20 protein-coding genes are annotated in these 23,664 nt (G+C 55.6%); 7 read left to right on the plus strand and 13 right to left on the minus strand.

Annotation, left to right across the window (positions count from 1 at the left end; translation table 11 throughout):
• Positions 1-21: 21 nt before the first annotated feature.
• The 7 genes from GP473_RS05300 to rimP form a co-directional block, all read right to left on the minus strand.
• Positions 22-894, minus strand: a complete 873-nt coding sequence (locus GP473_RS05300) for a metallophosphoesterase family protein (protein WP_185770702.1) — start codon at positions 892-894, stop codon at positions 22-24.
• A 109-nt stretch (positions 895-1,003) separates the two neighbouring features.
• Positions 1,004-2,326: an MATE family efflux transporter gene (locus GP473_RS05305; protein ID WP_185769893.1), complete on the minus strand. Its 1,323-nt coding sequence runs from the start codon at positions 2,324-2,326 to the stop codon at positions 1,004-1,006.
• Entirely contained in the window at positions 2,327-2,767 is a 441-nt protein-coding gene (gene rbfA / locus GP473_RS05310; RefSeq protein WP_186276664.1) for a 30S ribosome-binding factor RbfA, read from the minus strand. It lies immediately after the preceding gene.
• 87 nt (positions 2,768-2,854) lie between these two features.
• A complete protein-coding gene (gene infB / locus GP473_RS05315; protein WP_186276665.1) occupies positions 2,855-5,716 on the minus strand; it encodes a translation initiation factor IF-2 in 2,862 nt (953 codons plus the stop codon).
• A gap of 145 nt (positions 5,717-5,861) precedes the next feature.
• Positions 5,862-6,176 carry a YlxR family protein gene (locus tag GP473_RS05320; RefSeq protein ID WP_185769896.1) on the minus strand — a complete coding sequence of 105 codons (315 nt, stop codon included), beginning with the start codon at positions 6,174-6,176 and terminating at the stop codon, positions 5,862-5,864.
• Between the two features lie 158 nt (positions 6,177-6,334).
• Positions 6,335-7,357 carry a transcription termination factor NusA gene (gene nusA / locus GP473_RS05325; RefSeq protein WP_185769897.1) on the minus strand — a complete coding sequence of 341 codons (1,023 nt, stop codon included), beginning with the start codon at positions 7,355-7,357 and terminating at the stop codon, positions 6,335-6,337.
• Positions 7,354-7,902 carry a ribosome maturation factor RimP gene (gene rimP, locus GP473_RS05330; RefSeq protein WP_186276666.1) on the minus strand — a complete coding sequence of 183 codons (549 nt, stop codon included), beginning with the start codon at positions 7,900-7,902 and terminating at the stop codon, positions 7,354-7,356. The genes nusA and rimP overlap by 4 nt, the downstream gene beginning before the upstream one ends.
• Positions 7,903-8,083: 181 nt before the next feature.
• Here rimP and GP473_RS05335 point away from each other — a divergent pair, with 181 nt between their 5' ends.
• Positions 8,084-8,935: a hypothetical protein gene (locus tag GP473_RS05335; RefSeq protein WP_222104945.1), complete on the plus strand. Its 852-nt coding sequence runs from the start codon at positions 8,084-8,086 to the stop codon at positions 8,933-8,935.
• A gap of 16 nt (positions 8,936-8,951) precedes the next feature.
• Here GP473_RS05335 and GP473_RS05340 read toward each other — a convergent pair whose 3' ends face one another.
• A complete protein-coding gene (locus tag GP473_RS05340; RefSeq protein WP_186276668.1) occupies positions 8,952-10,730 on the minus strand; it encodes a proline--tRNA ligase in 1,779 nt (592 codons plus the stop codon).
• Positions 10,731-10,808: 78 nt separating this feature from the next.
• Between GP473_RS05340 and GP473_RS05345 the strand changes: the two genes are divergently transcribed.
• Both GP473_RS05345 and GP473_RS05350 read left to right on the plus strand, forming a co-directional pair.
• On the plus strand, positions 10,809-11,633 hold the full coding sequence (locus GP473_RS05345) for a YaaA family protein (RefSeq protein ID WP_185769901.1): 825 nt from the start codon (positions 10,809-10,811) through the stop codon (positions 11,631-11,633).
• A 196-nt stretch (positions 11,634-11,829) separates the two neighbouring features.
• The gene (locus tag GP473_RS05350) at positions 11,830-12,543 is read left to right on the plus strand and encodes a VIT1/CCC1 transporter family protein (RefSeq protein WP_185769902.1); all 714 of its coding nucleotides are present in this window, start codon (positions 11,830-11,832) and stop codon (positions 12,541-12,543) included.
• An 80-nt stretch (positions 12,544-12,623) separates the two neighbouring features.
• Here the strand turns inward: GP473_RS05350 and cobA are convergent, their stop codons facing one another.
• A complete protein-coding gene (gene cobA, locus GP473_RS05355; RefSeq protein WP_185769903.1) occupies positions 12,624-13,640 on the minus strand; it encodes a uroporphyrinogen-III C-methyltransferase in 1,017 nt (338 codons plus the stop codon).
• Between the two features lie 39 nt (positions 13,641-13,679).
• Positions 13,680-15,167, minus strand: coding sequence for a malate dehydrogenase (quinone) (gene mqo, locus GP473_RS05360; protein ID WP_185769904.1), 1,488 nt, complete (start codon positions 15,165-15,167; stop codon positions 13,680-13,682).
• 145 nt (positions 15,168-15,312) lie between these two features.
• Here mqo and GP473_RS05365 point away from each other — a divergent pair, with 145 nt between their 5' ends.
• The 3 genes from GP473_RS05365 to GP473_RS05375 are packed head-to-tail and all read left to right on the plus strand — an operon-like array spanning position 15,313 to position 18,701.
• Entirely contained in the window at positions 15,313-16,425 is a 1,113-nt protein-coding gene (locus GP473_RS05365) for an alpha/beta hydrolase (RefSeq protein WP_246394695.1), read from the plus strand.
• Positions 16,377-17,840, plus strand: coding sequence for a mycothione reductase (mtr, locus tag GP473_RS05370; protein ID WP_246394697.1), 1,464 nt, complete (start codon positions 16,377-16,379; stop codon positions 17,838-17,840). The genes GP473_RS05365 and mtr overlap by 49 nt, the downstream gene beginning before the upstream one ends.
• Entirely contained in the window at positions 17,841-18,701 is an 861-nt protein-coding gene (locus GP473_RS05375) for an SDR family oxidoreductase (RefSeq protein WP_185769905.1), read from the plus strand.
• Between the two features lie 53 nt (positions 18,702-18,754).
• Here the strand turns inward: GP473_RS05375 and GP473_RS05380 are convergent, their stop codons facing one another.
• From GP473_RS05380 to GP473_RS05390, 3 genes are all read right to left on the minus strand, one after another.
• The gene (locus GP473_RS05380; protein WP_185769906.1) at positions 18,755-19,330 is read right to left on the minus strand and encodes a carboxymuconolactone decarboxylase family protein; all 576 of its coding nucleotides are present in this window, start codon (positions 19,328-19,330) and stop codon (positions 18,755-18,757) included.
• A 179-nt stretch (positions 19,331-19,509) separates the two neighbouring features.
• Positions 19,510-20,379, minus strand: a complete 870-nt coding sequence (map, locus tag GP473_RS05385; RefSeq protein ID WP_186276669.1) for a type I methionyl aminopeptidase — start codon at positions 20,377-20,379, stop codon at positions 19,510-19,512.
• A 23-nt stretch (positions 20,380-20,402) separates the two neighbouring features.
• Positions 20,403-22,217: a penicillin-binding transpeptidase domain-containing protein gene (locus tag GP473_RS05390; protein WP_186276670.1), complete on the minus strand. Its 1,815-nt coding sequence runs from the start codon at positions 22,215-22,217 to the stop codon at positions 20,403-20,405.
• Positions 22,218-22,397: 180 nt separating this feature from the next.
• On the opposite strand from GP473_RS05390, the gene GP473_RS05395 reads away from it, so the two are divergent.
• Positions 22,398-23,636 (plus strand): MFS transporter, encoded by a 1,239-nt coding sequence (locus GP473_RS05395; protein ID WP_246394698.1) that lies wholly within the window; start codon positions 22,398-22,400, stop codon positions 23,634-23,636.
• Positions 23,637-23,664 lie beyond the last annotated feature (28 nt).

Genomic DNA, 23,664 nt, shown 5'->3' on the forward strand with positions numbered 1-23,664 from the left:
ACTGAAGCAATGTCACGCTTCTCATCGATTCACCTCCTCTGTCAGAACTGGGTAAGGCCACATGCCTTGTGTGATGCGGGGCGAAAGCGTGCGCTCTCTTTCCCTCGGATAACCGAGCGACACCTCCGCATGCGTTACGTGATCCACGAAGTGTTCTACAGGAATATGCAAGTGACCGTAAATCACCGTAGTGGCTTTATAGCGTTTCGGCCATGTCTGGGTATGCCGTGTTCCAGACCATAAAGCGATCTCGGGAATCTGAACATTATCCATTACCTCCCTCACCAACGGCCAGTGGTTAATGAGGATGGTGGAGCCTTCCACGTGTGACAAACGCCTTACAGAATATCTCAGTCTCTCCCTACACCACAGTGTTATATCGACAAAGGGTGCGATTGTGTAGTGATCAGTGAGAACCCGACCTTTTTGTTCGGCCTCAGCTATTGCGTCAGCTGGGGCGACATCAGGGGAACGCCAGGAGTGATCGTAGAGTGTGAACAACGGCACGAGCGTGTGTCCGGCAAAGCTCACATAGGGGTCCTCCGGGGTCAGCACACCAAGGCGACGGCAATTAGCTACTAAATAGTCATACTTTGCTTTACCTTTGTATTTGTCTTGAGAACGTGAATAGAGTTCATGATTCCCCGGTACCCAAATGACGGTGGCAAAGCGATCAGCCAGACCCCGTAACGCACCCAACACTGTGTCTTCATCTTCGGCCACATCCCCAGCCACGATCAACCAATCCTCCGGGTGACGTGGACGGACATGTTCAGCAACGACGTCCCTGTTGCCGGGGGCATTGATGTGGAGATCACTGACCGCCCATAGCGTGCGTTTCCACGTTCCGACTGACGCGGCTGTCCGCGCTGCTGCACGGGAACGCGTTCGCATCATAGGGCACTCACCTACTTTCTCCACAGGCACAAAGTTACAAAAGTTACTGGTGTGATTCTAGTTATTTATGAGCCAAAAGTTAATTCGCAGTGGAAAATAACCTGGTTTAGTGAGCCCATGCATCGCTGCGATAACGCCACCACACCGCGAGCAAACGGACAAAGATGAACGCCAACAGACCACACCAGACCCCGCTAAGGCCCCAATCAAAGATCAAGGAAAGCCAGACCACAGGAATAAAACCAACGACCACCGCGCACACCGTAGCGTTGCGCAAGAAAGACACATCGGATGCACCTAACAACACACCATCCAACGCAAAGACCACGCCACCCATAACCACAAGCACAATAAGCATCCACCACGGAGTAGCCATCGCTGCCAGAACTCGCTCATCCGGGGTGAACCAGCGAGGAAAAACTTCCGCACCCACAGCCAACGTCACGGCCAACACAACAGAGGCGGCCACGGAAAAACGAACCACCTGCAAAGCTACCCTACGCGCCGCCACTACAGACTGCGCTCCCAACGCTGCACCCACTAAGGCCTGAGCCGCAATCGCAACGGAATCCAAGAGCAAACATAGGAAGTTCCATAACTGCAGAAGAATTTGATGTGCGGCCAAGCTCGCCGAGCCCATGCGGCCAGCCACGGCAGCCGCGGAAAGAAACGCCACTTGAAAAGACAAGGACCTCACCACGAGATCTCGCCCCATCTGTAACTGAGGCTTGATCACGGACCAATCCGGCCTCATCACCCGCCCATCGCCAGCACGTCTCCAATGCAGACACAACGCACCAAGGAATAAGGCACCAATAATCCACTCTCCCAAGACGTTGGCATACGCCGAACCAGCTAAACCGTAGTTATGTACAAAGATGGGCACCGCAATGGCCATGGGAATCACACCCGCCAACGTGAAATACAGCGGGAGCCGCGTATTGGACATGCCACGCAGCCACCCATTTCCTGCCATTGTGACTAGAGCAGGCACGATTGAGGCGCACGTCACGCGCATCCATGTCGTCGCTTTATGGGCAACGATCTCATTCGACGTCAACCAACCCATAATCTGCGGTGTGAAGGCGAACACCACGCCCGCTAAAACAACACCCACGAACACAGCGACCCATGTCGCCTGCACCCCCTCATAAAGAGCAGCTGACTTTTTCCCAGCGCCGAATAAACGCGCGGCACGAGCCGTCGTTCCATAAGACAGAAACGTCAGCTGGGTCGTGACAGTACCCAGCACCGTGGCACCTGCTGCGAGAGCCGCAAGATCTTCGGCCCCTAGGCGCCCCACCACCGCAGTATCAAGAAGTAGATACAGCGGGGTTGCGGCGAGTACTACCAACGCGGGACCGGCCAAACTCACAATGGAGCGGGCATCGGCACGAACAGCCTGGTGGGAGATTGTTTCTTGTACCATTTACTCTTCATCGTCAGTATGACGGTACGGGTCTGCATCACCCGCTGGCTGCGCGCCAGCGGATTGAGCTTTGATCGCCTCATCATGAGCACGAGCCTGAGCAAGCAACTGTTCCATATGTGCAGAAGCTTCCGGCACGGAATCATAAACAAAGGACAAGGTCGGGGTGAACCGCACGGAAAGCTGATCGCCAACATTTTTGCGCAGCTGCCCCTTGGCCTTGGTCAATGCAGCCTCAGCGAGACGAAGATCCGGCGCTTCATCGACAGTGCGCCCACGCACGGTGTAGAACACCGTGGCATCGTGGAGATCGCCAGTGACCCGCGCATCCGTGATCGTCACGAATTCCAGACGAGGGTCTTTAATCTCCCTCTCAATGGCTGTAGCCACGATCTGTTGGATACGCTTAGCCATTCGCGCTGCGCGTGCATGATCAACCATGATCATTTACTCCTTGAAAAGATTGTGTTTCGGACAAAACGAACCCCGACCCTACAGGGGAGCAGGATCGGGGTCGGGGGCTAGTAGCTAGTCGCGTGGAATCTCGACCATCTCATAGACCTCGATGATATCTCCGATCTGAATATCTGGATAGGACAGAACCATACCGCACTCGTAACCGGCTGCGACTTCCACAACGTCGTCTTTCTCCCGACGCAGAGAGTCAATGTTAGCCTTCTCGGCGATCACGTTACCGTCACGCACCAAACGCACCTGAGCGTTACGGCGAACCTTACCCGATTCGACCATGCAACCAGCGATCAAGCCGACAGCAGAGGCCTTGAAGATGGCGCGGATTTCTGCACGACCAATCTCCTTCTCCTCGTAGATAGGCTTGAGCATGCCCTTGAGCGCAGACTCCACCTCATCGATGGCTTGGTAAATGATGGAGTAGTACCGGATGTCAACGCCTTCGGTGTTCGCCACCTCAGTTGCCTTGCCCTCCGCACGCACATTAAAGCCGATAATAACGGCATCAGATGCGGCGGCAAGGTTGACGTTAGTCTCCGTCACCGCGCCGACTCCGCGATCGATGATATTCAGTGCAACCTCATCATCGACCTCGATCTTCAATAGTGCGTCCTCCAAGGCCTCAACCGTACCGGCGTTATCACCCTTCAAAATCAGGTTGAGGGTGTTCGTCTCCTTAAGCACCTCATCCAGATCCTCGAGGGACACACGCTTACGAGCCTTCGCCTGCAGGGCATTGCGGCGCCGCGCGTTACGCCGGTCAGCAATCTGACGAGCCGTACGATCTTCATCGACCACAAGCAAACTGTCACCAGCACCAGACACCGAGGTCAGACCCAGAACCTGTACAGGACGAGATGGACCTGCCTCCTGCACATCCTCACCGTATTCATCGATCATGCGGCGCACACGGCCATGTGCATCACCAACGACGATCGAATCTCCCACGCGCAGGGTTCCGCGTTGAACCAAGATGGTGGCCACTGGACCACGTCCACGATCAAGGTGTGATTCGATGGCGACACCTTGAGCATCCATGTCAGGGTTCGCTCGCAGATCTAGCGAAGCATCCGCTGTCAGCAACACGGCTTCCAGAAGCTGCTCAATGTTTTGCCCCTGTTTGGCGGAAATGTCAACGAACATGGTATCGCCACCATATTCCTCCGGGATGAGGTCATACTCCGTGAGCTGGCCACGGATCTTCTCGGGCTGAGCGCCTTCCTTATCGATCTTATTGACGGCCACCACGATCGGAACGTCCGCAGCCTTAGCGTGGTTGATCGCTTCAACGGTCTGCGGCATGACGCCGTCGTCAGCAGCTACCACGAGGATCGCAATATCGGTGGATTTCGCACCACGCGCACGCATGGCCGTGAAAGCCTCGTGACCAGGAGTATCGAGGAATGTAACCAGACGGTCATGTCCCTCCAAGTTAACCGACACCTGGTAAGCACCGATGTGCTGGGTAATGCCGCCGGCCTCACCACCGCCGACATTTTCCTTACGGATCGTATCCAGCAAACGGGTCTTACCGTGATCCACGTGACCCATGACGGTGACAACCGGTGGACGCTGGGCAAGGTCCTCCTCCGCACCCTCGTTTTCACCGAATTGCAGGTCGAAGGACTCAAGCAACTCGCGGTCCTCGTCCTCAGGGGACACAACCTCGATCTTGTAGTCCATCTCTTCGCCGAGCAGCATCAGCGTTTCATCTGACACAGACTGCGTGGCGGTGACCATCTCACCGAGATTAAACAATGCCTGTACCAATGCAGCTGCATCAGCATCGATCTTCTCAGCAAAGTCTGACAACGAAGCACCGCGGGCAAGCCTCAGAGTGGCACCCTTACCGTTGGGCAACTTCACGCCGCCAACGACGGAAGGTGCCTGCATTGCCTCGTACTCATTGCGCTTCTGGCGCTTCGACTTCCGTCCTTTACGAGGAGCACCTCCTGGACGACCGAACGCTCCGGCTGTACCGCCACGACGTCCGCCGCGACCACCACGGGGACCACCGCCCGGGCCACCTGGCCCACCTGGTCCGCCACCGCGGCCGCGACCACCGCCGCCACCACCAAATCCAGCAGCCGCCTTCGAAGGCATCTGCCCCGGGCTAGGGTGGCTCGGCATCATAGCTGGTGATGGACGACGTCCACCGCCTTGTCGCTCAGAACCTCCACCACGGTTAGAACCCTGTGGCTTATTGCTTCCCTGAGGTTTATTGCCACCCCGCTGACCTGGACGTGAACCGCTCTGACCACCGCGCGATCCACCTGGACGTGGCATATCCCCTGGACCAGCTTGACCACCACGAGGCCGTGGAGCCGGACGGTCAGTGCTCGAGGAGAACGGGTTATTGGCCACACGCGGCACACGGCCGCCTGGCTTTGGGCCGGGCTTGGCGGTCGGACCAGACTTAGGGCCTGGCTTCGCCACATTCTGGGGAGCAGCCCCAGGGGTTGGTTTCGGCGCAGGCTTCCCACTAGCGGAAGGCTTTGGCTTCGGGCCTGGTTTGTTTGCACTCGGACCCGGCTTTGGAGCACCCGGTTTCGGAGCGTTGCCAGGCTTCACGGAGGAGGACGGGGTGGAGGCAGCCTTAGCAACCACCGAATTCGTCGGCTTCGGGCCTGGCTTCACTCCCTGCCCTGGCTTAGGTCCGGGTCGTGCGGCACTTGGCTTTGGCGTAGGTGCAGGCTTGCTGCTTGTTGGCGTGCTTCCTGCTGGATGCTTGGGCGCTGTGGCGTTTGCCGATTCTTGACCCACGCCATAGTGCTGCTTCATCTTTTTCACGACTGGCGGTTCCACAGTGGAAGACGCAGTCTTGACGAACTCGCCCTGCTCTTTGAGCGTGGCGAGAAGTTCCTTGCTTGGTACACCGAGCTGCTTTGCAAGCTCGTGAACACGTAGCTTTCCGGGCACTACTCTCCTTCGTGTTGATGGAGCCGCAGGCCAGATTTTGGAAACTAGCTACGTACGGCTCCCGTACTTGATGCTGTTCATCGCAGATGCTGCTTCATCGTGCGCTCATCAGTGATCGGGTACTTTCTGTCTTTCGGGTGTACGGTTACGTCACCTCACCGGCTTCCTGCGCCAGCGAGTCGATGTAATCGCGGATCGGTTGGAGATCAGCCGAGGATGTCACCCTCAGTGCGCGACTGAACGCCTGTCGCTTCTGCGCTGTAGCGAAAGCTTCCGGCGTGGGGGTGATCCACGCACCCCTGCCTGGACGGCAGCGCTGCGGATCGGCAATGATTTCCAGAATCCCGTCTTCGCGGGTATGTGCCACCACTCGCAGGAGTTGGTTATCCGGCAGAGTGTTCCGAGTAGCAATGCAGGTGCGTTGGGGTACGTGGCGTGACGATGGCGAAAAAGCACTCATCGTCGCGCACCACTTCCTCAAGGCAATCCGCTTGTACCCACTTGGCACAAGACCGTCTACTAGTCTAACGCGAAAAGTACGTCAAGAGCTAACCAACGCACCTCTCACTCGGTACGGGACGTTGAATGAACCACCGTGATAACGCGCGCAGTCGCTCGCTATTGTCCCTCAGCGGGCTCGTGCCGGTCCTGACGGTCTTTTTCAGAACGAATATCGATTTTCCAACCCGTAAGCCGGGCTGCAAGTCGGGCGTTTTGTCCTTCGCGCCCAATGGCCAGGGACAATTGATTATCGGGGACGACAACCTGCGCCGTCTGCGCCTCGGGATCTGTCACAGAGACACTAATGACCTTGGATGGCGCCAAGGCATTGCCCACTAGCGCAGCCGGATCTTCAGACCAGTCGATAATATCGATTTTCTCTCCATTGAGTTCAGCCATGATCGCGGCCACTCGCTGGCCCCGCGGTCCGATACACGCGCCCTTAGCATTGAGCCCCTTAATAGTGGAACGCACGGCAATCTTGGTACGGTGACCTGCTTCACGAGCTAGCGCCACAATCTCCACAGAACCGTCTGCGACTTCGGGAACTTCGAGAGAAAACAACCCACGGACGAGCTCTGGATGGGTTCTGGACAAGTTGATCTGGACGTTTCTATTGCCGTTGTTGATCACGTCGGTAACAAAAGCTTTCACGCGCTGGCCGTGCTTCAAGCTCTCACCGGGGATCTGTTCAGCAGGCAAGATCTGACCGTCCATGCCGTCGGCCTCGGTGCCCATGCGCACAACTTCCACGCCTCGCTCATTGGCTCTCACATCACGGCTCACGACACCAGAGACAACCGTATAGCGCAGTTCGGAATATTCGTCATAGCGCTTGCTTACGCGCGCGGCAAGAATCTGCTGGCGCATACCATCACGCACCGCTAACGCCCCTGCGCGACCAAAATCGCTGGGAGTGTCATTCAGCCGCCCAATAATGTTGCCTTCTTCATCACGTTCGATCTGGTAAACAGCGACGTCGCCTGTGGTTCGATCAATATCAACATCGATTTCGCCGTCATATTTCGTGATCCCCCGGTAGGCTTCGCGCAGCCCGTTTTGGATAGCTTGAAGCAAATCTTCCATGGCGACGGACTCTTGCTTTTCCAGCGCATGGAGCGCTGCGATGTCAATGTTCACTTATTCTCCTCAGCCGCCGCGATCAGCGACTCATACGCGTGACGATCCAGCCCGATAAGCTGAGCCTCGTCCTGTGGTACTTGGTTGAATTCAACTTCTACCACTGCGCCCTCAACATCGGCGAATTCCCGTGCAACCACCGTCTTGTTTTTCTTCTTTTTTGTGAGCAATACGACGCCAGCCTCATCGACGTGAAGTATCCGTGCAGAACCTGCTTGTGGAAGTGTGACCACGCGCCCGACATTGCGCTTCCAATGGCGTTCAAGTGTCAGCGGGAAATCCAGCCCGGGGGTCGTCAGTTCCAGCGTATAACCAGGACCGAAGTTCAGCGCGCCTGATTCCTCTGCGGCGTCAAACACAGCTGATACTGCCTTACTGACCTCCTCCAATATGTCTAGATCCGGCCGTTCATCTCCATCCACGGCGACGCGTACAGCAGATTTTGAACCCGCCTTGGTGATTTTCAGTTGTTCCAGCTGCATGCCATACTGCGTCACCAGTGGGTTCAGGATATCTTCGAGCTGCGAAGGAGTAGGAAAAGCCATGCCTTGAAGAGTAACAGGCTCACTCAGTGGCACTATAGAACGCGTGATGAATCAAGTCCCCGCCTCCCCCAACCCGTCATCGAACCAGCGCCCGCTTAGCCGTCGTCGCTTTTTCGGTACGCTCGGCCTTAGTGCTGCAGCTTTGTCCCTCAGCGCGTGCGGTAGGGGGAGCGAAACATCGATGTTCGACTCGCTCACACAACGCAAACCCAACGGAGACGTGGTTCGGATCTACGCCGAATACCAGCACCTTGCCAAGTCCGGGGGTCTCAATCGTTACCAGCAGCCTTTCATCGAGGGGCAGATGGAGCTCATTAACGATGAATGGCACCGTCTTTGTGGCACAGATAGCGACGGTAACCAGCCACGAGCGTGCGTCGACCCGGCAAATGCTCAGGACATAAGAATCAACCCGGAATTCACCGCCAAAGATCTACAGGAGGATCTTTTAGCTGTCGCCAGCGGCGTCGCTAAGAAGAAGGTCGATAGTCCTGACGTGGGTCTGCTTGTAGGTTTGGCCTCCGCACTCGGGGCGATAACTGCTGCACCACAAGCACAGGATCTCTCAGAGCTCGCGCCACAGAGCATCACCGAAGAAATCAAGCGCATACACTCCACCGTGCAAGGTGTGATCTTCGCCTGCGGCATTGCCGCAGCAGTTGATGACGGCACATATCGCGCCACCATACTCTCCACAGCCAATGCTCTCAGGGAGTTACGTAATTCCATCGAGGAGGCGGCCGATGGGTTGAACGTCGATCTGGATTCCGCACCCGCCGGGTGGGTACCCACAGATGGGGAAAAAATCCCCTCCATTCCTTCCGAGGTCATGCCCTATATGCAGAAGATCACACACACTGTGGTCAATGCACTCTACCTCGGTGCCACGCAAGCTCATTCGAAAGACAATACTCGCTACTGCGCGACATGGTGTGCAGCTATTGCCCTACAAGAGATAGCACAAGAGCGGGCGATCACGACCAACCCGTTGTTAAAGCTTGTGCGTGGCAATGCCACGGAAAACCGCAAATAGGTTTTGCGTATGGCACCTAGGCGCCGCGCATCTCCTGAATAGTCTGAACCGCGGTTTCATAATCTATCTCTGTGGTCTCGCCCGTCAAACGGTTACGAACTTCAACCTTGCCATCGGCAAAGCCACGGCCCACGATGACCACCAGCGGCATGCCCAGCAGCTCAGCATCTTTGAATTTCACTCCTGGTGATACCTTTGGGCGCTCATCGAAGAGAACCTCCACACCAGCGGTGGAAAGCTTTTCACTCAGGTTTTCAGCGGCCTCTGCCGCTGCCGCATCTTTATTGGCGATCACCACATGAACATCAAATGGTGCCACAGCAGTAGGCCAGCGCAGCCCTTTGTCGTCATGCATTTGTTCGGCAATCACTGCGATCAAGCGGGACACGCCGATACCGTAGGAACCCATCGTTGGAACAGTGCGTTTACCGTTTTCATCCAAAATCTGGACGTCATAGGCCTCAGTGTACTTCCGACCTAACTGGAAAATATGGCCAATTTCAATGCCCCGTGACAGGGTTAACGAGCCTTGCCCGTCCGGCGCTGGATCGCCCTCGAGAATCTCTGCGGCTTCAATAAAGCCGTCCGGAGTGAAGTCACGACCTGCAACCAGCCCCACGACATGGCGGTTCTTGGCATCGGCACCGGTAATCCACGAACTGCCGTCAACGACGCGAGGGTCTGCAAGAATCCGCACACCATTCGCAGCTAACGCACGGGGACCGACGTACCCCTTAACGAGGAACTCATTATTCTCAAAGTCCTCTTCGCTAGCGAGCTCCACAGTCGCGGGATCTAGCGACGCTTCGAGGCGCTTCATATCCACTTCCCGGTTACCCGGAACGAGGATACCGGTGAGTTCAGGCTGATATGCATTACCTTCGTCATCACAACCTGGCTGCGTGACCTTGGTGATAATGCACTTGAGTGTGTCAGCAGCCTCGACGACTCTGCCATCAAGACGTATGTCCTCTTGCCTCGCCCAGTTCACGAGAGTCTCGATCGTCTCCGAATCCGGGGTATCGTATTCCGTAGCTTCGGGCTGCCCCTCGATAGGACGTGCATCCGGAACGGGTGTCACAACGGCCTCCACATTCGCAGCATAACCCGAGCTGGTGGACCGCACGAAGGTGTCTTCACCATTTTCTGCTATTGCGAGGAACTCCTCAGAAGCGGAACCGCCCATTGCTCCAGACGTGGCAAAACAAATCGCGTATTCAATCCCCAGAGTGTCGAAAATTCGTTGATAAGCCGCTCGGTGATTCTGGTAGCTCTCCTCAAGTCCGGCGTCATCCATGTTGAAGGAATAAGAATCCTTCATCACAAACTCGCGGCCGCGTAAAATACCGGCACGTGGTCGCTCTTCGTCGCGGTACTTATTTTGGATTTGGTACAGGGTGACCGGAAAATCCTTATAAGAGGTAAATTCACTCTTCACCACAGAGGTAAACATTTCCTCATGAGTCGGCCCCAACAGATAATCCGCGCCTTTACGATCTTTTAATCGAAATAGACCGTCACCAAATTCATTCCAACGCCCCGAATTTTCGTACGCCTCGCGCGGAAGCAAAGCGGGGAACGCGAGCTCTTGCGCGCCAATTGCGTTCATTTCGCGGCGAACAATGTCCTCAACGCGGCGTAAAACACGCAAGCCCAAAGGCAACCAGGAATAAATGCCCGGCGCAGCCCTGCGGATGTACCCCGCACGGATGAGAAGCTTGTGACTCGGGACTTCTGCGCCAGCGGGATCATCGCGTAGTGTGCGCAGGAATAAGTGTGACATGCGGGTGATCATGAGGGCTAGCCTACAACCTTCGTGTACCGGAACATACTGACAGGGTGGCTTTTAGGCAGAGCATTTACAATGCTTGCCATGCTGATTATTCTTCCTCCCTCTGAGACCAAGGCCAGGGGCGGCTCCGGTTCCCCATTGAACTGTGAGGATCTCCTTTTCACTGATCTCGATGAACAGGTGGCGTCGCCGATAACACACACGCGAATCCGGCTGGCCACTGCGTTAACACACATGCAGAGCGAGGAGGATCTGACGCTCCTCGGGCTCACACCTACCCAGTCTTCTCAGCTTGAACGCAATGCTGAAGTAATGACCTCGCCAACAATGCCGGCGATTGAACGCTATACGGGCGTGGCCTACGATGCTCTGGATGTCAACGGCGAGCGGACGGGCAAGGCGTTAAGTGCGACAGCTCGGAAGCGCTTGGCAATCGGTTCAGCGTTATTTGGCGTGGTATCAGCAGAAGACTTGATCCCCTATTATCGCTTGTCGGCCGGCTCAAAAGTTTCGGTAGATGGCAAGACCGTGACGGTACGTTCACAGTGGTCGAAGGTACTTAGCCCAGCATTGGAGGCATGGCGTGAATCTAACCCAACGGGATCAAATGGGATCATCGATCTGCGTTCGGGTGGGTATCTCAATCTAGGCCCGGTCAAGGGTGCCGTGAAGCTGCGCGTAGAAACTGAGTATCCAGACGGATCGCGGAAGGTGGTCAGCCATTTCAACAAGCACTACAAGGGTCTCGTTGCACGCGAGCTTGCACAAGCTAGTACTGATGTAGGTTCTGCTGACTCGGCGGAACAGTTCTGTGCCCTGCTCAGTAATGTGTCTTCTTTTCATGACGCGGGTTTCCGTACCGAGATAGTCGACGAGGAAAATGTCACTCTTATCGTTCCGAGTTGATCCCTACCTCTGGATTCCATCTCTGCCTCTGGATCCAGAGAAAATCTCAACTCTGGCCACGATGAACGGGCGACCGTGGGAACAGGAACTGAGGTGACGAGGAGCCATAGGTGAGACTGACTTTGTTCAGCCTTGGGTTACTTTGCTCAGCCTTTCCATCGTTGTCGCAGGTCATAAGGCATTTTAGGCTTATAGTATGTCCTATGAAACTCACAACGAACAGCAGCAGACCGGGCTCGCCTCGAAACTCAATTGGTTGAGAGCGGGCGTTCTCGGAGCTAACGACGGTATCGTTTCCACGGCTGGCGTGGTGGTCGGCGTGGCAGCTGCGGGGTCGAGCTCCTCGGCTATCTTCACTGCAGGCGTCGCAGCGGTTGCTGCAGGCGCTGTTTCTATGGCGCTCGGTGAATACGTGTCAGTGTCAGCGCAGCGTGATACTGAAGACATCCTGGTGAAGGAACATCGTGAAGCTCATAGCCGCGATCGCAGTCTTGAGGAAAAGGACATCATCACCTCTCTGCTAGAACTCGGCATGTCCGAAGAGACAGCCCACCGGGCCTCTCAAGAGATGACGAGTGATCAACGTTTGGCCGGTCATCTCCGTCTAGAACTCGGGCTGGATGAGGAAGACTTGACCAGCCCGTGGTCGGCGGCAGCCGCGTCAGCAGTTGCATTCGTGTCGGGTGCTTTACTCCCCCTCTTTGCCGCCATACTTGTCCCAGCAAGCATGAAGATTGCTGTGATTATCACTGCCACCCTACTTGCTTTGGCTATCACGGGAACTATCTCTGCTCATCTGTCCGAGGCGCACCGGAGCCGCTCTGTTGCCCGGCTCGTCATCGGTGGCGCTTTAGCTTTAACCGTGACCTTCATCATTGGTTGGTTGTTCGGCACAACCGTGGCCGGTTAGCGGAGAATCATTGGCTTCACCTGGGCTACTACTTCCCTCGCTGAGGTCGAATGCTCTCACCTCGTTCCCTGAGCTGGACTCTACGCTAGTTCCATTCGCTTTCCCGCGGCCTCACCAATGACGAAAATCGCCGGTGGTTTCACGCCTTCTCGTTCTACGACCTCGGCCAATTCACCTAAGTCGCACGTAGTTACCCGTTGCTCAGACATGGAGGCAGACTCAACAATCGCCACGGGGGTGCTGGGCGCACGGCCACCCTTTGTCTCCATCAGGACCTCGGCGATAGCCGCTGCGTTCTTCACTGCCATGATCAAGATGAGGCTCCCCGTCATCTGAGCCAATGCTTCCCAGTTCGTTGTCGACTTCGGGTTTCCAGGGGGCACGTGTCCCGATACGAGCGTCACATCATGGTTGAGTCCACGATGTGTCAGGCTAAAACCAGCCACGGCCGGAGCGGATGTCGCCGACGTCACTCCAGGGATCACCCGCACCGGAATCCCCGCTGCAGCTAATTCAGCCCATTCCTCGTAACCTCGACCGAAAATAAAGCTATCCCCACCTTTCAGGCGCACCACATTCTTTCCCATTGTGGCCTTCTCTACCAGCATCGCGTTGGTGCGCTCCTGTGCCACCTGTTTGCCGTAGGGAAGTTTGGACACGTCGATGATCTCCGCTCCATTGCGTGCAGCTTCCTCCGCCAGTGAATACGGTCCCAGATGGTCGGTAAGAATCACATCTGCTTCAGCAAGTGCCCGCGCCCCAGCGATCGTGATGAGATCCGGATGCCCGGGACCCCCACCGACCAAGGTCACGATCCCCTGACCCCCGCGGAATTGCTGGTCCACGTCCTGACCGCGTTGATCGTCCACCGGAATTCCCCATTCACTGGCGTGATCGATAACCTGCTCAACCATCGCCGACGCCACATCACCCGGTATAACGGCGAGAGCAAAGCGGGCGGGGTTGGCGTCGTTAAGAAAAGACGACGCCTCCCCAACCACGGTAACCGCTCCCTGTGATTCCAAACGCTGCGCCACGACAGCGGAAGACGGAGAATTAAGAACGAAAACCGTCAGGTTAGAGAGGCGAAGTGTCATGGAGGGGATTGTACTCCCCTCCACACTAGACAGCTCGGACTAGGCCAGCTTCAGTGCCTTCTGCGAGCGTTCCCACTGCTGCTGGAACAACTCTGGATTTTGTGAGAGACGTCCACCATAAGAAGGAATCATCTCCTTCAACTTCGGCGTCCACTCACCCATCTTCGAGCCGAAGCAACGCTCGAGAACCTCGATCATGGCGGAAGGGGCGATGGAAGCACCTGGGGAAGCTCCCATGAGTCCAGCGATTGTACCATCAGAAGAGTTGACCAAAGCGGTACCGAATTCCAGCGAACCAAACTTAGGCGCACCGATAGGCTTGATCACCTGCACACGCTGACCAGCAATCACAACCTCCCAGTCCTCAAACTTCGCGGTAGGCATGTACTCGCGCAAAGATTCAACCTTAGCCATCTTGTCCTTGAGGACTTCCTCAATCAAGTACTTGGTCAGGCCCATCTCCTGGACACCCACGCCCAAGTAGGACGGAATGTTCGATGGGCGCAAGGAGGACAACATATCGGTGAACTTGCCGTGCTTGAGGAATTTTGGAGTCCAACCGGCGTAAGGGCCGAACAGAAGCCCCTTCTTGCCATCAATGACGCGGGTGTCAAGGTGTGGAACAGACATTGGAGGAGCCCCGACAGATGCCTTTCCATAAACCTTAGCCTGGTGTTGGTCGATGAGCTCCTCGTTGGTGCAGCGCAGCCACTGACCGGACACGGGGAAGCCACCATAACCCTTAATTTCACGAATACCGGACTTCTGTAGCAATGGCAGAGCCATACCACCGGCACCAACGAACACGAAGTTAGCGGTGACTGTGGAGAGATCACCAGTGTGGAGATTCTTCGTCGTAACCTTCCACTTCGTGCCAGCTCGGGTGATGTTCTTGACCTCGTTACCGTAGCGAACCTCTGCACCCTGCTTGTTTACGATGTCCAGGTACTGACGCGTCAACGCACCGTAGTTAATATCCGTGCCGTCCTCGAACCAGGAAATAGACACAGGATTGTTGAAGTCACGGCCTGCGGCCATCAAAGGCAGAAACTCGCGGAACTTCTCCTCAGAATCGCTGTACTGCATATTCGGGAACAGCGGGTGGTCCTTGAGAGCCTCGTAGCGAGCCTTAAGGTAATCCACCTGCTTCATGCCGTTAGCGAAAGAAACGTGAGGCACGGCGTTGATGAATTCCGAAGGATCGCCCAACAAGCCTTCTTCCACGAGATAAGACCAGAATTGGCGCGAAACCTGGAACTTCTCGTTCACGCCGACAGCTTTGGAAATGTCAATCTTTCCGCCAACTTCTGGCGTGTAGTTCAACTCACACAGAGCGGAGTGACCAGTGCCAGCGTTATTCCATGGGTCGGAGGACTCCGCACCCGGCACATCCAAGCGCTCGACGATGAGCTGAGACCAGTCTGGCTGAAGCTGCTTAAGCATCACAGACAGGGTGGTGGAGATGACGCCCGCGCCGATCAGCAGTACGTCAACAGAGTCTTTATTTCCTGGTGCGTTAGTTGCCACAGTTCCTACATTCCTTTGTGCGTGGCGCAATCACGAGGGTGCGCCTCAAGGTAGATGACTTAACAGGGTGTAATTAACATTACGCCCATAAAATGAAGTCTCAATTGTTCACCCCCGGGCGATTCACATCGCTAGTGTTGTGTCCGTGAGTAATTACAGCAGCACAATCTCCACCCTCAGTCCCCTCAACGCCCCATTTTGCCAGGGCGTGAGTTCGCTAGAATTCGCGCCTGACCAGCTTGGAGAGGGATTTGGTTTCCATTTCATCGAGATGGGGAAAGACCCAGATAAACAATCACCGGTCCGCTGTACTCTGGTGCAATATAACCCAGAAGGCGAGTCTGATGACGGTAACTTTTATTCCCGCCCGGCCCTTTTACTGGTCCATGGCATGACAGACTATTTCTTCCAAGCACATGTCGCCCAGTACTTTCACAGTAAAGGCTACGCGGTCTATGGGTTGGATATGCGCAAGTGCGGCCGCTCGTGGAGGGAGGGGCAAACCTGGCATCACGTCACAGATCAGTCCCTCTACGATACCGACTTGACGATTGCCTCTACTCTCATCACCAATAGTCATCCCACCGTCACCCTCTTCGGGCATTCAACCGGAGGCTTAGACGTAACGATGTGGTCGGCTCGGTTGCGCCGAGCATCCATCGACATGCCAGAAAGCTCTGCCGCACAGCTATACTCCAAGCTCGCAGGAATTGTCCTGAATTCCCCATGGTTCGGTTTACAGTTCGACGCCGCCACTAAGCTCGTCGTCACGAGCATCTTCCCCACTCTTGGAAAATTATCCCCGTCGTTGCGGCTACCTGGCGGCATCAACCCGCTGTACGGCAAATCTCTGCATTCCTCCCAACAGGGCGAATGGAATTACAACTTGGAGCTCAAGCCACTAGCCCCGCGGCCTAAATTCCTGCCATGGATCAACGGGGTGGTACGGGAGATCAGAGAACTGCAGTCCGGAAAATACTCCACTGGCGTACCAACTCTGCTTCTGTGCTCCGATACTCACAGTTTCAAAAAAGGCAGGCTCACCGAGGATACCTACACTTCGGATGTCATCCTCAAACCATCCCAGATGCGCGAATACGCCCAGAAAGCCAACAAGAATGTGGAGGTGGCCGTCATTAAGGATGCGGTTCACGACGTGTTTCTCTCTAGACCGCACGTACGCGCCGAGGCTTTAGAAACTACCGCCGAATGGCTGGAACGCCATGTGAAAAACCACAGCGTAAAGGACGCCCATTAATGCACTACGATCTCATTATCGTAGGCACAGGCTCCGGCAACTCCCTGCCCTCCGAGGACTGTGCAGACAAGAAAATCGCCATCGTAGAAAAAGGCACGTTCGGAGGTACATGTATCAATGTCGGCTGCATTCCCACCAAGATGTTTGTCTATCCGGCTGACATCGCACGGGACATAACCCGCGCCAATCGAATTTCCCTACGCGCCACATTGGACGGAGTGGATTGGTTAGACATCCAACGTCGTGTCTTCACAGAAAGGATCGACCCCATCTCCGCTGGCGGAGAGGAATACCGTAGAGGAGACGAGACCCCGAACATTACCCTGTATTCTGGCACCGCCTCTTTTGTGTCACCTCGCACCTTATCCATAAGTAGCCCTGGAACACCTGACCTCACGATAAGCGCCGACGCCATCGTATTGGCGACCGGAACACGCCCCTTCATTCCCGATGTAGTCGCACGCTCTGGCGTGCGCTACCACACGAATGACACCATCATGCGGATGCCCGAGCTTCCCGACTCACTGATTATTCTTGGCGGCGGGATTATTGCCACAGAGTTTGCGCACGTCTTCTCCGCTTTTGGATGCGACGTGAAAGTCATTAATCGCTCCCCGCAACTGCTGCGCAAACTGGATTCCACCCTTGTTGAACGCTTCAATCAACAGGCAGCAACTCAGTGGACCAACTATCTCGGTCGCACGGTGGAGTCAATTGATTACGCCCCCGGTTCCGGCTCGGAAATCATCGTCACTCTCGACGATGGCACCGAAGTACATGGCGCTGAATTGCTGGTTGCCATGGGACGCGTCAATAACTCGGACACCCTCGACTGTGCGGCTGGTGGCGTCGAGACAGAAGACGACGGCCGAATCACAGTGGACGCATACGGTCGTACTACTGCCGACGGGGTCTGGGCGCTCGGCGATGCGTCGAACATCTTCGAACTCAAGCACGTAGCAAATGCAGAAGCGCGGGTGCTTCAGCACAATCTCCTGCATCCTGATGATTTGAGAGCCTATAACCACGAGCTAGTCCCATCGGGCATTTTCACGCACCCGCACATAGCCACTGTAGGACTGACTGAACAACAGGCTCGAGATTCCGGCTACTGCGTCACGGTCAGTATCCAGGACTACAAAGATGTGGCCTACGGATGGGCAATGGAGGATGACACCAGCTTCTGCAAACTCATTGCGGATGCAGAACGGGGCACACTACTTGGGGCACACATTATGGGGCCTCAATCAACCACTCTCATTCAGCAACTCATCACAGTCATGGTCTTCGGTTTGGATGTTCGCCTCGTTGCCAAAAATCAATATTGGCCTCACCCCGGGCTATCAGAACTGGTAGAAAATGCTTTACTGGGACTTCAATTCACCACACCACCACCAGAAGGGCTGTATCCCTAAATGATTTCTTCCACCGCTGTTGTCACAGGAGCTGCCTCGGGGATCGGGCGCAGCCTTGCCATCGCACTAGCCACCATGGGGTATCACCTGCATCTCACCGATCGCGACCCCGATGGCCTGAGTAGCACACGCACCGCCATTGAAGCGGCGGGAACTGGTCAAATTCTGAGCCTGCGCACCGTCGATATCACCGATCAACACGCTGTTGTCAGCTGGGCCGATGCCCTCGTCGCCGAATACGGAGTGCCTGACGAAGTCTATCACGTTGCCGGAATCGCCATCTGGGGTGACGCACGCACAATGCCCCATGACAAGTGGACCAGGGTAATCGATGTCAACCTCATGGGTTCCGTGCACATCGTGGAAGGATTTGCCCAACACCTCACCGTGGACAATCCCACCAGAAAAACGAAACGACGGAAGCTGGTCTTCGTATCCTCCGCCGCGGGCATCATCGGCCTTCCCTGGCACGCCGCCTATTCCGCCTCTAAAGGCGGTGTGCTTGGAATGTGTGAAGTCCTTCGGTTCGACCTCGCTCCGAGGGGAGTGGATGTTCACGTGGTCGCACCGGGTGCAGTCGATACCCCCTTGGTGTCCACCATTGATATCGACGGGGTAGACCAAACGAATAAACGCGTGCTCACGGCGAAGAAATTATTCCAAGGCCATGCACAAAGCCCCGAACAGGTAGCCGCGTCCATTATTCGAGGTGTGAGGAAAAACAAATATCTGATTTTCACCTCACGCGACATCGCTCTTGCTCGGTGGGCACAAGTCAACGCTCCCTTCGCCTATAGAGGAGCTATGAAACTACTCAACCGCGGTTTTCGTTGGGTTGCCGCCGGTGCGCAGTTGAACTAACGACCGGCGTAGCGAACACACGAGTGATGAGTCTCCAGCGATAGCGCAAGCGATTATTGGCTCCCCGAGCGCTTCTCATCGACAGGGACATTGAGCACGTCGAGAGCGGTCGCCAGGCCGTCGTACTGAGTAACCAGCATCACAAAGGCTACTTGTTGTCGCTCATCTAGGACTCCGGCTAAACGAGTCCATGTGAGATCTGACAGCTGCTTATTCTTGACAATCTCCTCCGCCGCATCCAGCAGTGTCGCACGACGGCCGACAAAACCATGCGACTCCAGGGCTGTGGACGCAATCTCCTCTGGTGACAGCCCCACTCGGGCAGCGAGGTCTTTGTGCTGGTCGTATTCATATTCCGAGCCCCGTATGTGGGCAACACGGAGGATGATGAGCTCCGTGTCCTGACGTGATAAGTAGCCAAAAGGCATCATCGTAGCAGAGTACACAAGCCAGCCGCGGAACAAGCGCGGTGCCCGTCCGATGGTAGAAAACACCCCCAGGCTCTTACGTCGTTGAACGCGGGCGCCTATGCGGGCAATGGTGCCGATCACTGGCCCGAGGTTGGTTGGGTGTGCAGGCCCAGGCCCACGATAACCGGTCTTGGTGAATTTCAGTGGTCGAGAGGACATGTTTTCCAGCCTAACTATAAAACGGGGCTCCACGTACACTGTGTGGGATCAATCGACCTCTGCCTCAGTTGACCATGGGAACATCGGTAGTGGTGGAATCCGAGCTCGAAGCAAAAATAACCGGCATTTTACGGCTGCGTAAGCTGTTCACTGATCAGCCGCTGACCTGTCGTGCTCACCTATCGTTCGGCATCTAGAACAGTGAGAACGTCACACCCATCCTCTGTAACTACCAGAGTGTGCTCAAATTGCGCGGTCCACTTGCGGTCGGTGGTTTGCACAGTCCAGTTGTCATCCCAGATTTCGTACTCCAAGCCACCGAGGTTAATCATCGGTTCGATGGTGAGAGTCATTCCAGGTTCCAGCAGAGTATGGTCACCGGGAGAATCGTAATGCAATACGACTAGCCCGTTGTGGAATGTCGTACCAACGCCGTGACCGGTGAAATCACGCACCACGTTGTACCCAAATCGCTTGGCATAACTTTCTATGACGCGGCCGATAACATTGATTTCGCGGCCAGGTTTAACAGCGTTAATACCTCGCCATAATGCCTTCTCAGTGCGATCGACCAGCAACCTATGCTCTTCAGATGCCTCACCTGCGATGAACGTGGCGTTGGTATCACCATGAACGCCATTCTTATAGGCTGTAACATCGATGTTCACGATGTCACCTTCCTCGATCACAGTTGTATCAGGAATTCCGTGGCAAATGATTTCATTGAGAGACACGCAGCATGATTTTGGATACTTGCGGTACCCCAAAGTAGACGGATATGCCCCGTTATCCAGCATGTATTCGTGAGCAATGCGATCCAGCTCATCCGTGGTGACGCCCGGCGCGACGGCACGACCTGCTTCCCGCAACGCCTCAGCGGCAATGCGGGAGGCTTCTCTCATCTTCTCAATGACGTCCTGGGACTGAATCCACGGCTCTCCCACATTCTCCTGCACACTATCTTTCCATGCATACTCGGGGCGCTCGATATGCGCAGGCACTGTGCGGATAGGGGTTGGAAGTCCGGGGGTGAGTGGGGCTCTAGTCATAAAATTCCACTGTACTACCCCGGCTAGTCCTCCTTGGCGTCCAGATTGGTGAAGAAGGTGTTGGTCACCTTCGTCGCATGCTCAGAACCCCCGCCGAGGACAATAAGCGTGGCAAACGCAAGATCCCCACGGTAGCCCACTAGCCAGGAGTGGGAACCTCCTGAAATCTCAGCTTCGCCCGTCTTTGCATACACGTCACCGGCGCCGGACACTCCTGTTCCGGAACCACTGGTCACCACAGCTCGCATAATTCTTCGCAGACCATCCGTCTGTTCTTTTGGCAGTGGATTAGTTTGTTCGCCTTTGACATCAGTCTTGTGATTCGTCCCCGCGATGAGATATGGCGTCGGCATCTTTCCCGCCGCCGCAGTCGACGCCGCCACTGCCATACCAAAGGGGCTCACGAGATCGAGTCCCTGACCGTAGCCAGCTTCTGTACGATCCAGCATTTTCTCGCCATCCGGCACGGTTCCTGTCACCGTATCCAGGCCATCGATCGTAAAATCCTGCCCGATGCCAAACTGAGCCGCTGTGTCCTTTAATTCACCCGGTTTTAGTTGGGTAGAGATATTGGCAAACGTGGTGTTACACGAACGCGCGAACGCCGATTCGAGACTGGTCATGCCCAGAGAGAAAGAATTGTAGTTGGTTACGATGCGTCCACCGATATTCTGCGTGCCCGGACATCCCACGGTGGAATCTGGAGTCAACCCTTGACGTTGCATCCCCGCAAACGTAGTAATCATCTTGAATGTCGAGCCCGGTGGATACTGCCCCATCAGTGCGGCGTCTCCGTCTTCATCTGCTTTTTCTGTCTGCGCCACAGCAAGAATTTCTCCGGTCGATGGGCGCATAACCACCATCATGGTTTTCGCGTCTGAACGCGTGTTGACTGCCGCCTGAGCGGCGTCCTGCACCTTCCTTGAAAGTGACACATGCACGCTCGGAGCGGGTTTCGCATCCTCCCCTCCTAGTTTGCGCACTTCCGACCCCTCTTTGGTGGCGGCGACGACCTTCCAACCGTTATTACCTTGGAGATCACCCTCGACGATCCGTGACACCCGGCTCATGATGTCGGGTGCGAAGCCTGGATCGGGACGTACTAGTGCTTGTTCCTCATTGAGCCGTATACCGGGTTCATTACTGAACACCTCCTTGAGGTGCTGGCCTTGTTGAGCGCTCACAGAGAGTACTGAGTATTCCCCGTCAACATCACGTGCCTCCCGTGCTTTAGCTTCAGGATTGATCTGTGGTGTGGATTTATCATCGCGACGCATCTCATCGAGCTCCCCCGAAATACGACGCATGGTTCCCAAGAGATCATCGGTCTTCTTCGTGTTGACGAACACGCGATAGGTCTTACCCGGTTCCAATAGCACAGCCCCGTCGGAACCGACCACATTGGCGATCTCAGCTTTTACTGACCGCAGTTCTAGGTGTTGATTCGCACCGAGATCTGGATGCATAACCGTCGGTACCCAACGCACCGTCCAGTGCCCGTTGGATTTTGTGAGGGTCATCCTCGCGTCATATTCGAAATGGCGGTCGTTGGGCAAGTCCCAGTTCATGGTGTAATTCGCTGTAGCAACAGTCCCGTCAGTATTGGTGTCTTTGAGAGTCGCCTCCAGCCCCTCTGCTTGGAGACTCTGCCATGTTTCTTCAATAGCCGCAGTTGCTGCGCTGGGATTATCCGTCTGTTCTCCAGCGTCCGTGTGATTGGACAATGCTTTGAGGAAGGCTTCAGCCGCATCGTCTGCAACGTCCGGGCGTGGAGTACAACCCACAATGGTGAAGACTAAGGACGAGGCGAGAACAGTGGAGACAATGCTACGGCGCATGCCGCTTACGTTAGCACCGGAAATATCACGTTATCTGGTGTGACACGAGCCAACGCACGGCATAACTTTTCTCATCGGACCGCTCTTTTTCCTTTCTACTGATGTGCCTACCTAGGTGACTATCCACACTCAAGGACCGTGTTCGCCGGCCTCTGTTCCGGTGCATTAGAGTTCCTTGTTATGAGTTCTCGCCACAAGCAGATGAGTACCGTGTTGTGCGTAGCCGCAGTGCTTGCTTTTTCCATTAATCTGCGTGCCGGCATAGTCTCACTCGGGCCCGTACTCGGACAGGTACGGGACACCCTGAAGGTATCCACTTCTGCCGCGGGTGTATTCACCGCGTTGCCCGGCTTCGCTTTCGCAGTCATGGGCTGGTGTACGGTGCCTTTAGCTCGACGCATCGGTCTCAGTCCCGCTCTACTCACAGGAGGGACGATGATTCTTACAGGTCTTGCCGCCCGACCATTTCTGAACAATTATTGGCCATTCTTGCTTCTCACAGGCTTAGCGGTATGCGGTATCGCCGTGGGAAATGTACTGCTACCTGCGTGGATACAATCTCACGCTGTACAGAATCAACGATTGCTGCTCATGACCATCTACACCACGGTGATAGGGCTTTCCGCGTCTGTAGGACCACTATCCGCCATGTGGTTTGGGGACGAGAATTCTTGGCGAGCCGTCTTGGGAGTATGGGCCATACCCGCGGCAATCTTAGTGTGCGTGTGGCTCGTAGTATGCCTACGTATCGGGTCAGGGGATCTCCCACACCCCACCTCTGCCCATTCCTCAGCTTCTGAGCAGTCCATGTGGTCCTCGCCAACTGCCGTCGCTATGCTGGTGTTTTTCTCGTTGCAGTCAGCAGGCTTCTATACGCAGATCGGCTGGCTCCCGCAGCTTATGATGGATCGAGGCGTTGAGCATTCCACAGCGAGTGTGGCGCTCATTGTGCTGGGTTTTATGGGAGTGATCGGCGGCGTTATTATGCCCACCGTTGTAGCACGTATACGCAATATCACCCCGCTGGCTATCTCCATTACCCTACTCACTATGACTGGGTGGGTGGGGCTGCTATGGAATACCGCGGCTGCTCCCCTGCTATGGGCTGTTCTTCTCGGATTGGGGGGATTCTCGTTCCCGCTGGCACTGGCACTGCTCTCCGCTCGGACGCGTTCCCCTCTGGTGACAGCACGTTTATCGGGATTTGTTCAGCCCTATGGGTATCTTGTCGCTGGAGCCGTCCCTCTTGTGGTCGGCGTGCTGTATTCAGCCGTGGGTAGCTGGACGCTAATTTTGTCCCTGTTGTTGGCGTTAGGCAGCATCCAACTCCTCGCCTCCACACGCTGTGCACGCAACGTGACAATTGACAAGGAATTAGAGCTGCGAGCAACCGCACACAGCAGTCACATGGCTATTTAGTAGATCCCCCTAGCAGATATGTACCGCA

Source organism: Corynebacterium anserum, from assembly GCF_014262665.1.
Classification (GTDB): domain Bacteria; phylum Actinomycetota; class Actinomycetes; order Mycobacteriales; family Mycobacteriaceae; genus Corynebacterium; species Corynebacterium anserum.

Bases quoted from the DNA above. Each gene is read 5' to 3' on its own strand.
- GP473_RS05300 (WP_185770702.1), bottom strand. From the start codon at position 894: ATGCGAACGCGTTCCCGTGCAGCAGCGCGGACAGCCGCGTCAGTCGGA.
- GP473_RS05305 (WP_185769893.1), bottom strand. From the start codon at position 2,326: ATGGTACAAGAAACAATCTCCCACCAGGCTGTTCGTGCCGATGCCCGC.
- rbfA (WP_186276664.1), bottom strand. From the start codon at position 2,767: ATGGTTGATCATGCACGCGCAGCGCGAATGGCTAAGCGTATCCAACAG.
- GP473_RS05320 (WP_185769896.1), bottom strand. From the start codon at position 6,176: ATGAGTGCTTTTTCGCCATCGTCACGCCACGTACCCCAACGCACCTGC.
- rimP (WP_186276666.1), bottom strand. From the start codon at position 7,902: ATGGCTTTTCCTACTCCTTCGCAGCTCGAAGATATCCTGAACCCACTG.
- GP473_RS05335 (WP_222104945.1), top strand. From the start codon at position 8,084: ATGTTCGACTCGCTCACACAACGCAAACCCAACGGAGACGTGGTTCGG.
- GP473_RS05340 (WP_186276668.1), bottom strand. From the start codon at position 10,730: ATGATCACCCGCATGTCACACTTATTCCTGCGCACACTACGCGATGAT.
- GP473_RS05345 (WP_185769901.1), top strand. From the start codon at position 10,809: ATGCTGATTATTCTTCCTCCCTCTGAGACCAAGGCCAGGGGCGGCTCC.
- GP473_RS05350 (WP_185769902.1), top strand. From the start codon at position 11,830: ATGTCCTATGAAACTCACAACGAACAGCAGCAGACCGGGCTCGCCTCG.
- cobA (WP_185769903.1), bottom strand. From the start codon at position 13,640: ATGACACTTCGCCTCTCTAACCTGACGGTTTTCGTTCTTAATTCTCCG.
- mtr (WP_246394697.1), top strand. From the start codon at position 16,377: ATGGCTGGAACGCCATGTGAAAAACCACAGCGTAAAGGACGCCCATTA.
- GP473_RS05375 (WP_185769905.1), top strand. From the start codon at position 17,841: ATGATTTCTTCCACCGCTGTTGTCACAGGAGCTGCCTCGGGGATCGGG.
- GP473_RS05380 (WP_185769906.1), bottom strand. From the start codon at position 19,330: ATGTCCTCTCGACCACTGAAATTCACCAAGACCGGTTATCGTGGGCCT.
- map (WP_186276669.1), bottom strand. From the start codon at position 20,379: ATGACTAGAGCCCCACTCACCCCCGGACTTCCAACCCCTATCCGCACA.
- GP473_RS05390 (WP_186276670.1), bottom strand. From the start codon at position 22,217: ATGCGCCGTAGCATTGTCTCCACTGTTCTCGCCTCGTCCTTAGTCTTC.
- GP473_RS05395 (WP_246394698.1), top strand. From the start codon at position 22,398: ATGAGTTCTCGCCACAAGCAGATGAGTACCGTGTTGTGCGTAGCCGCA.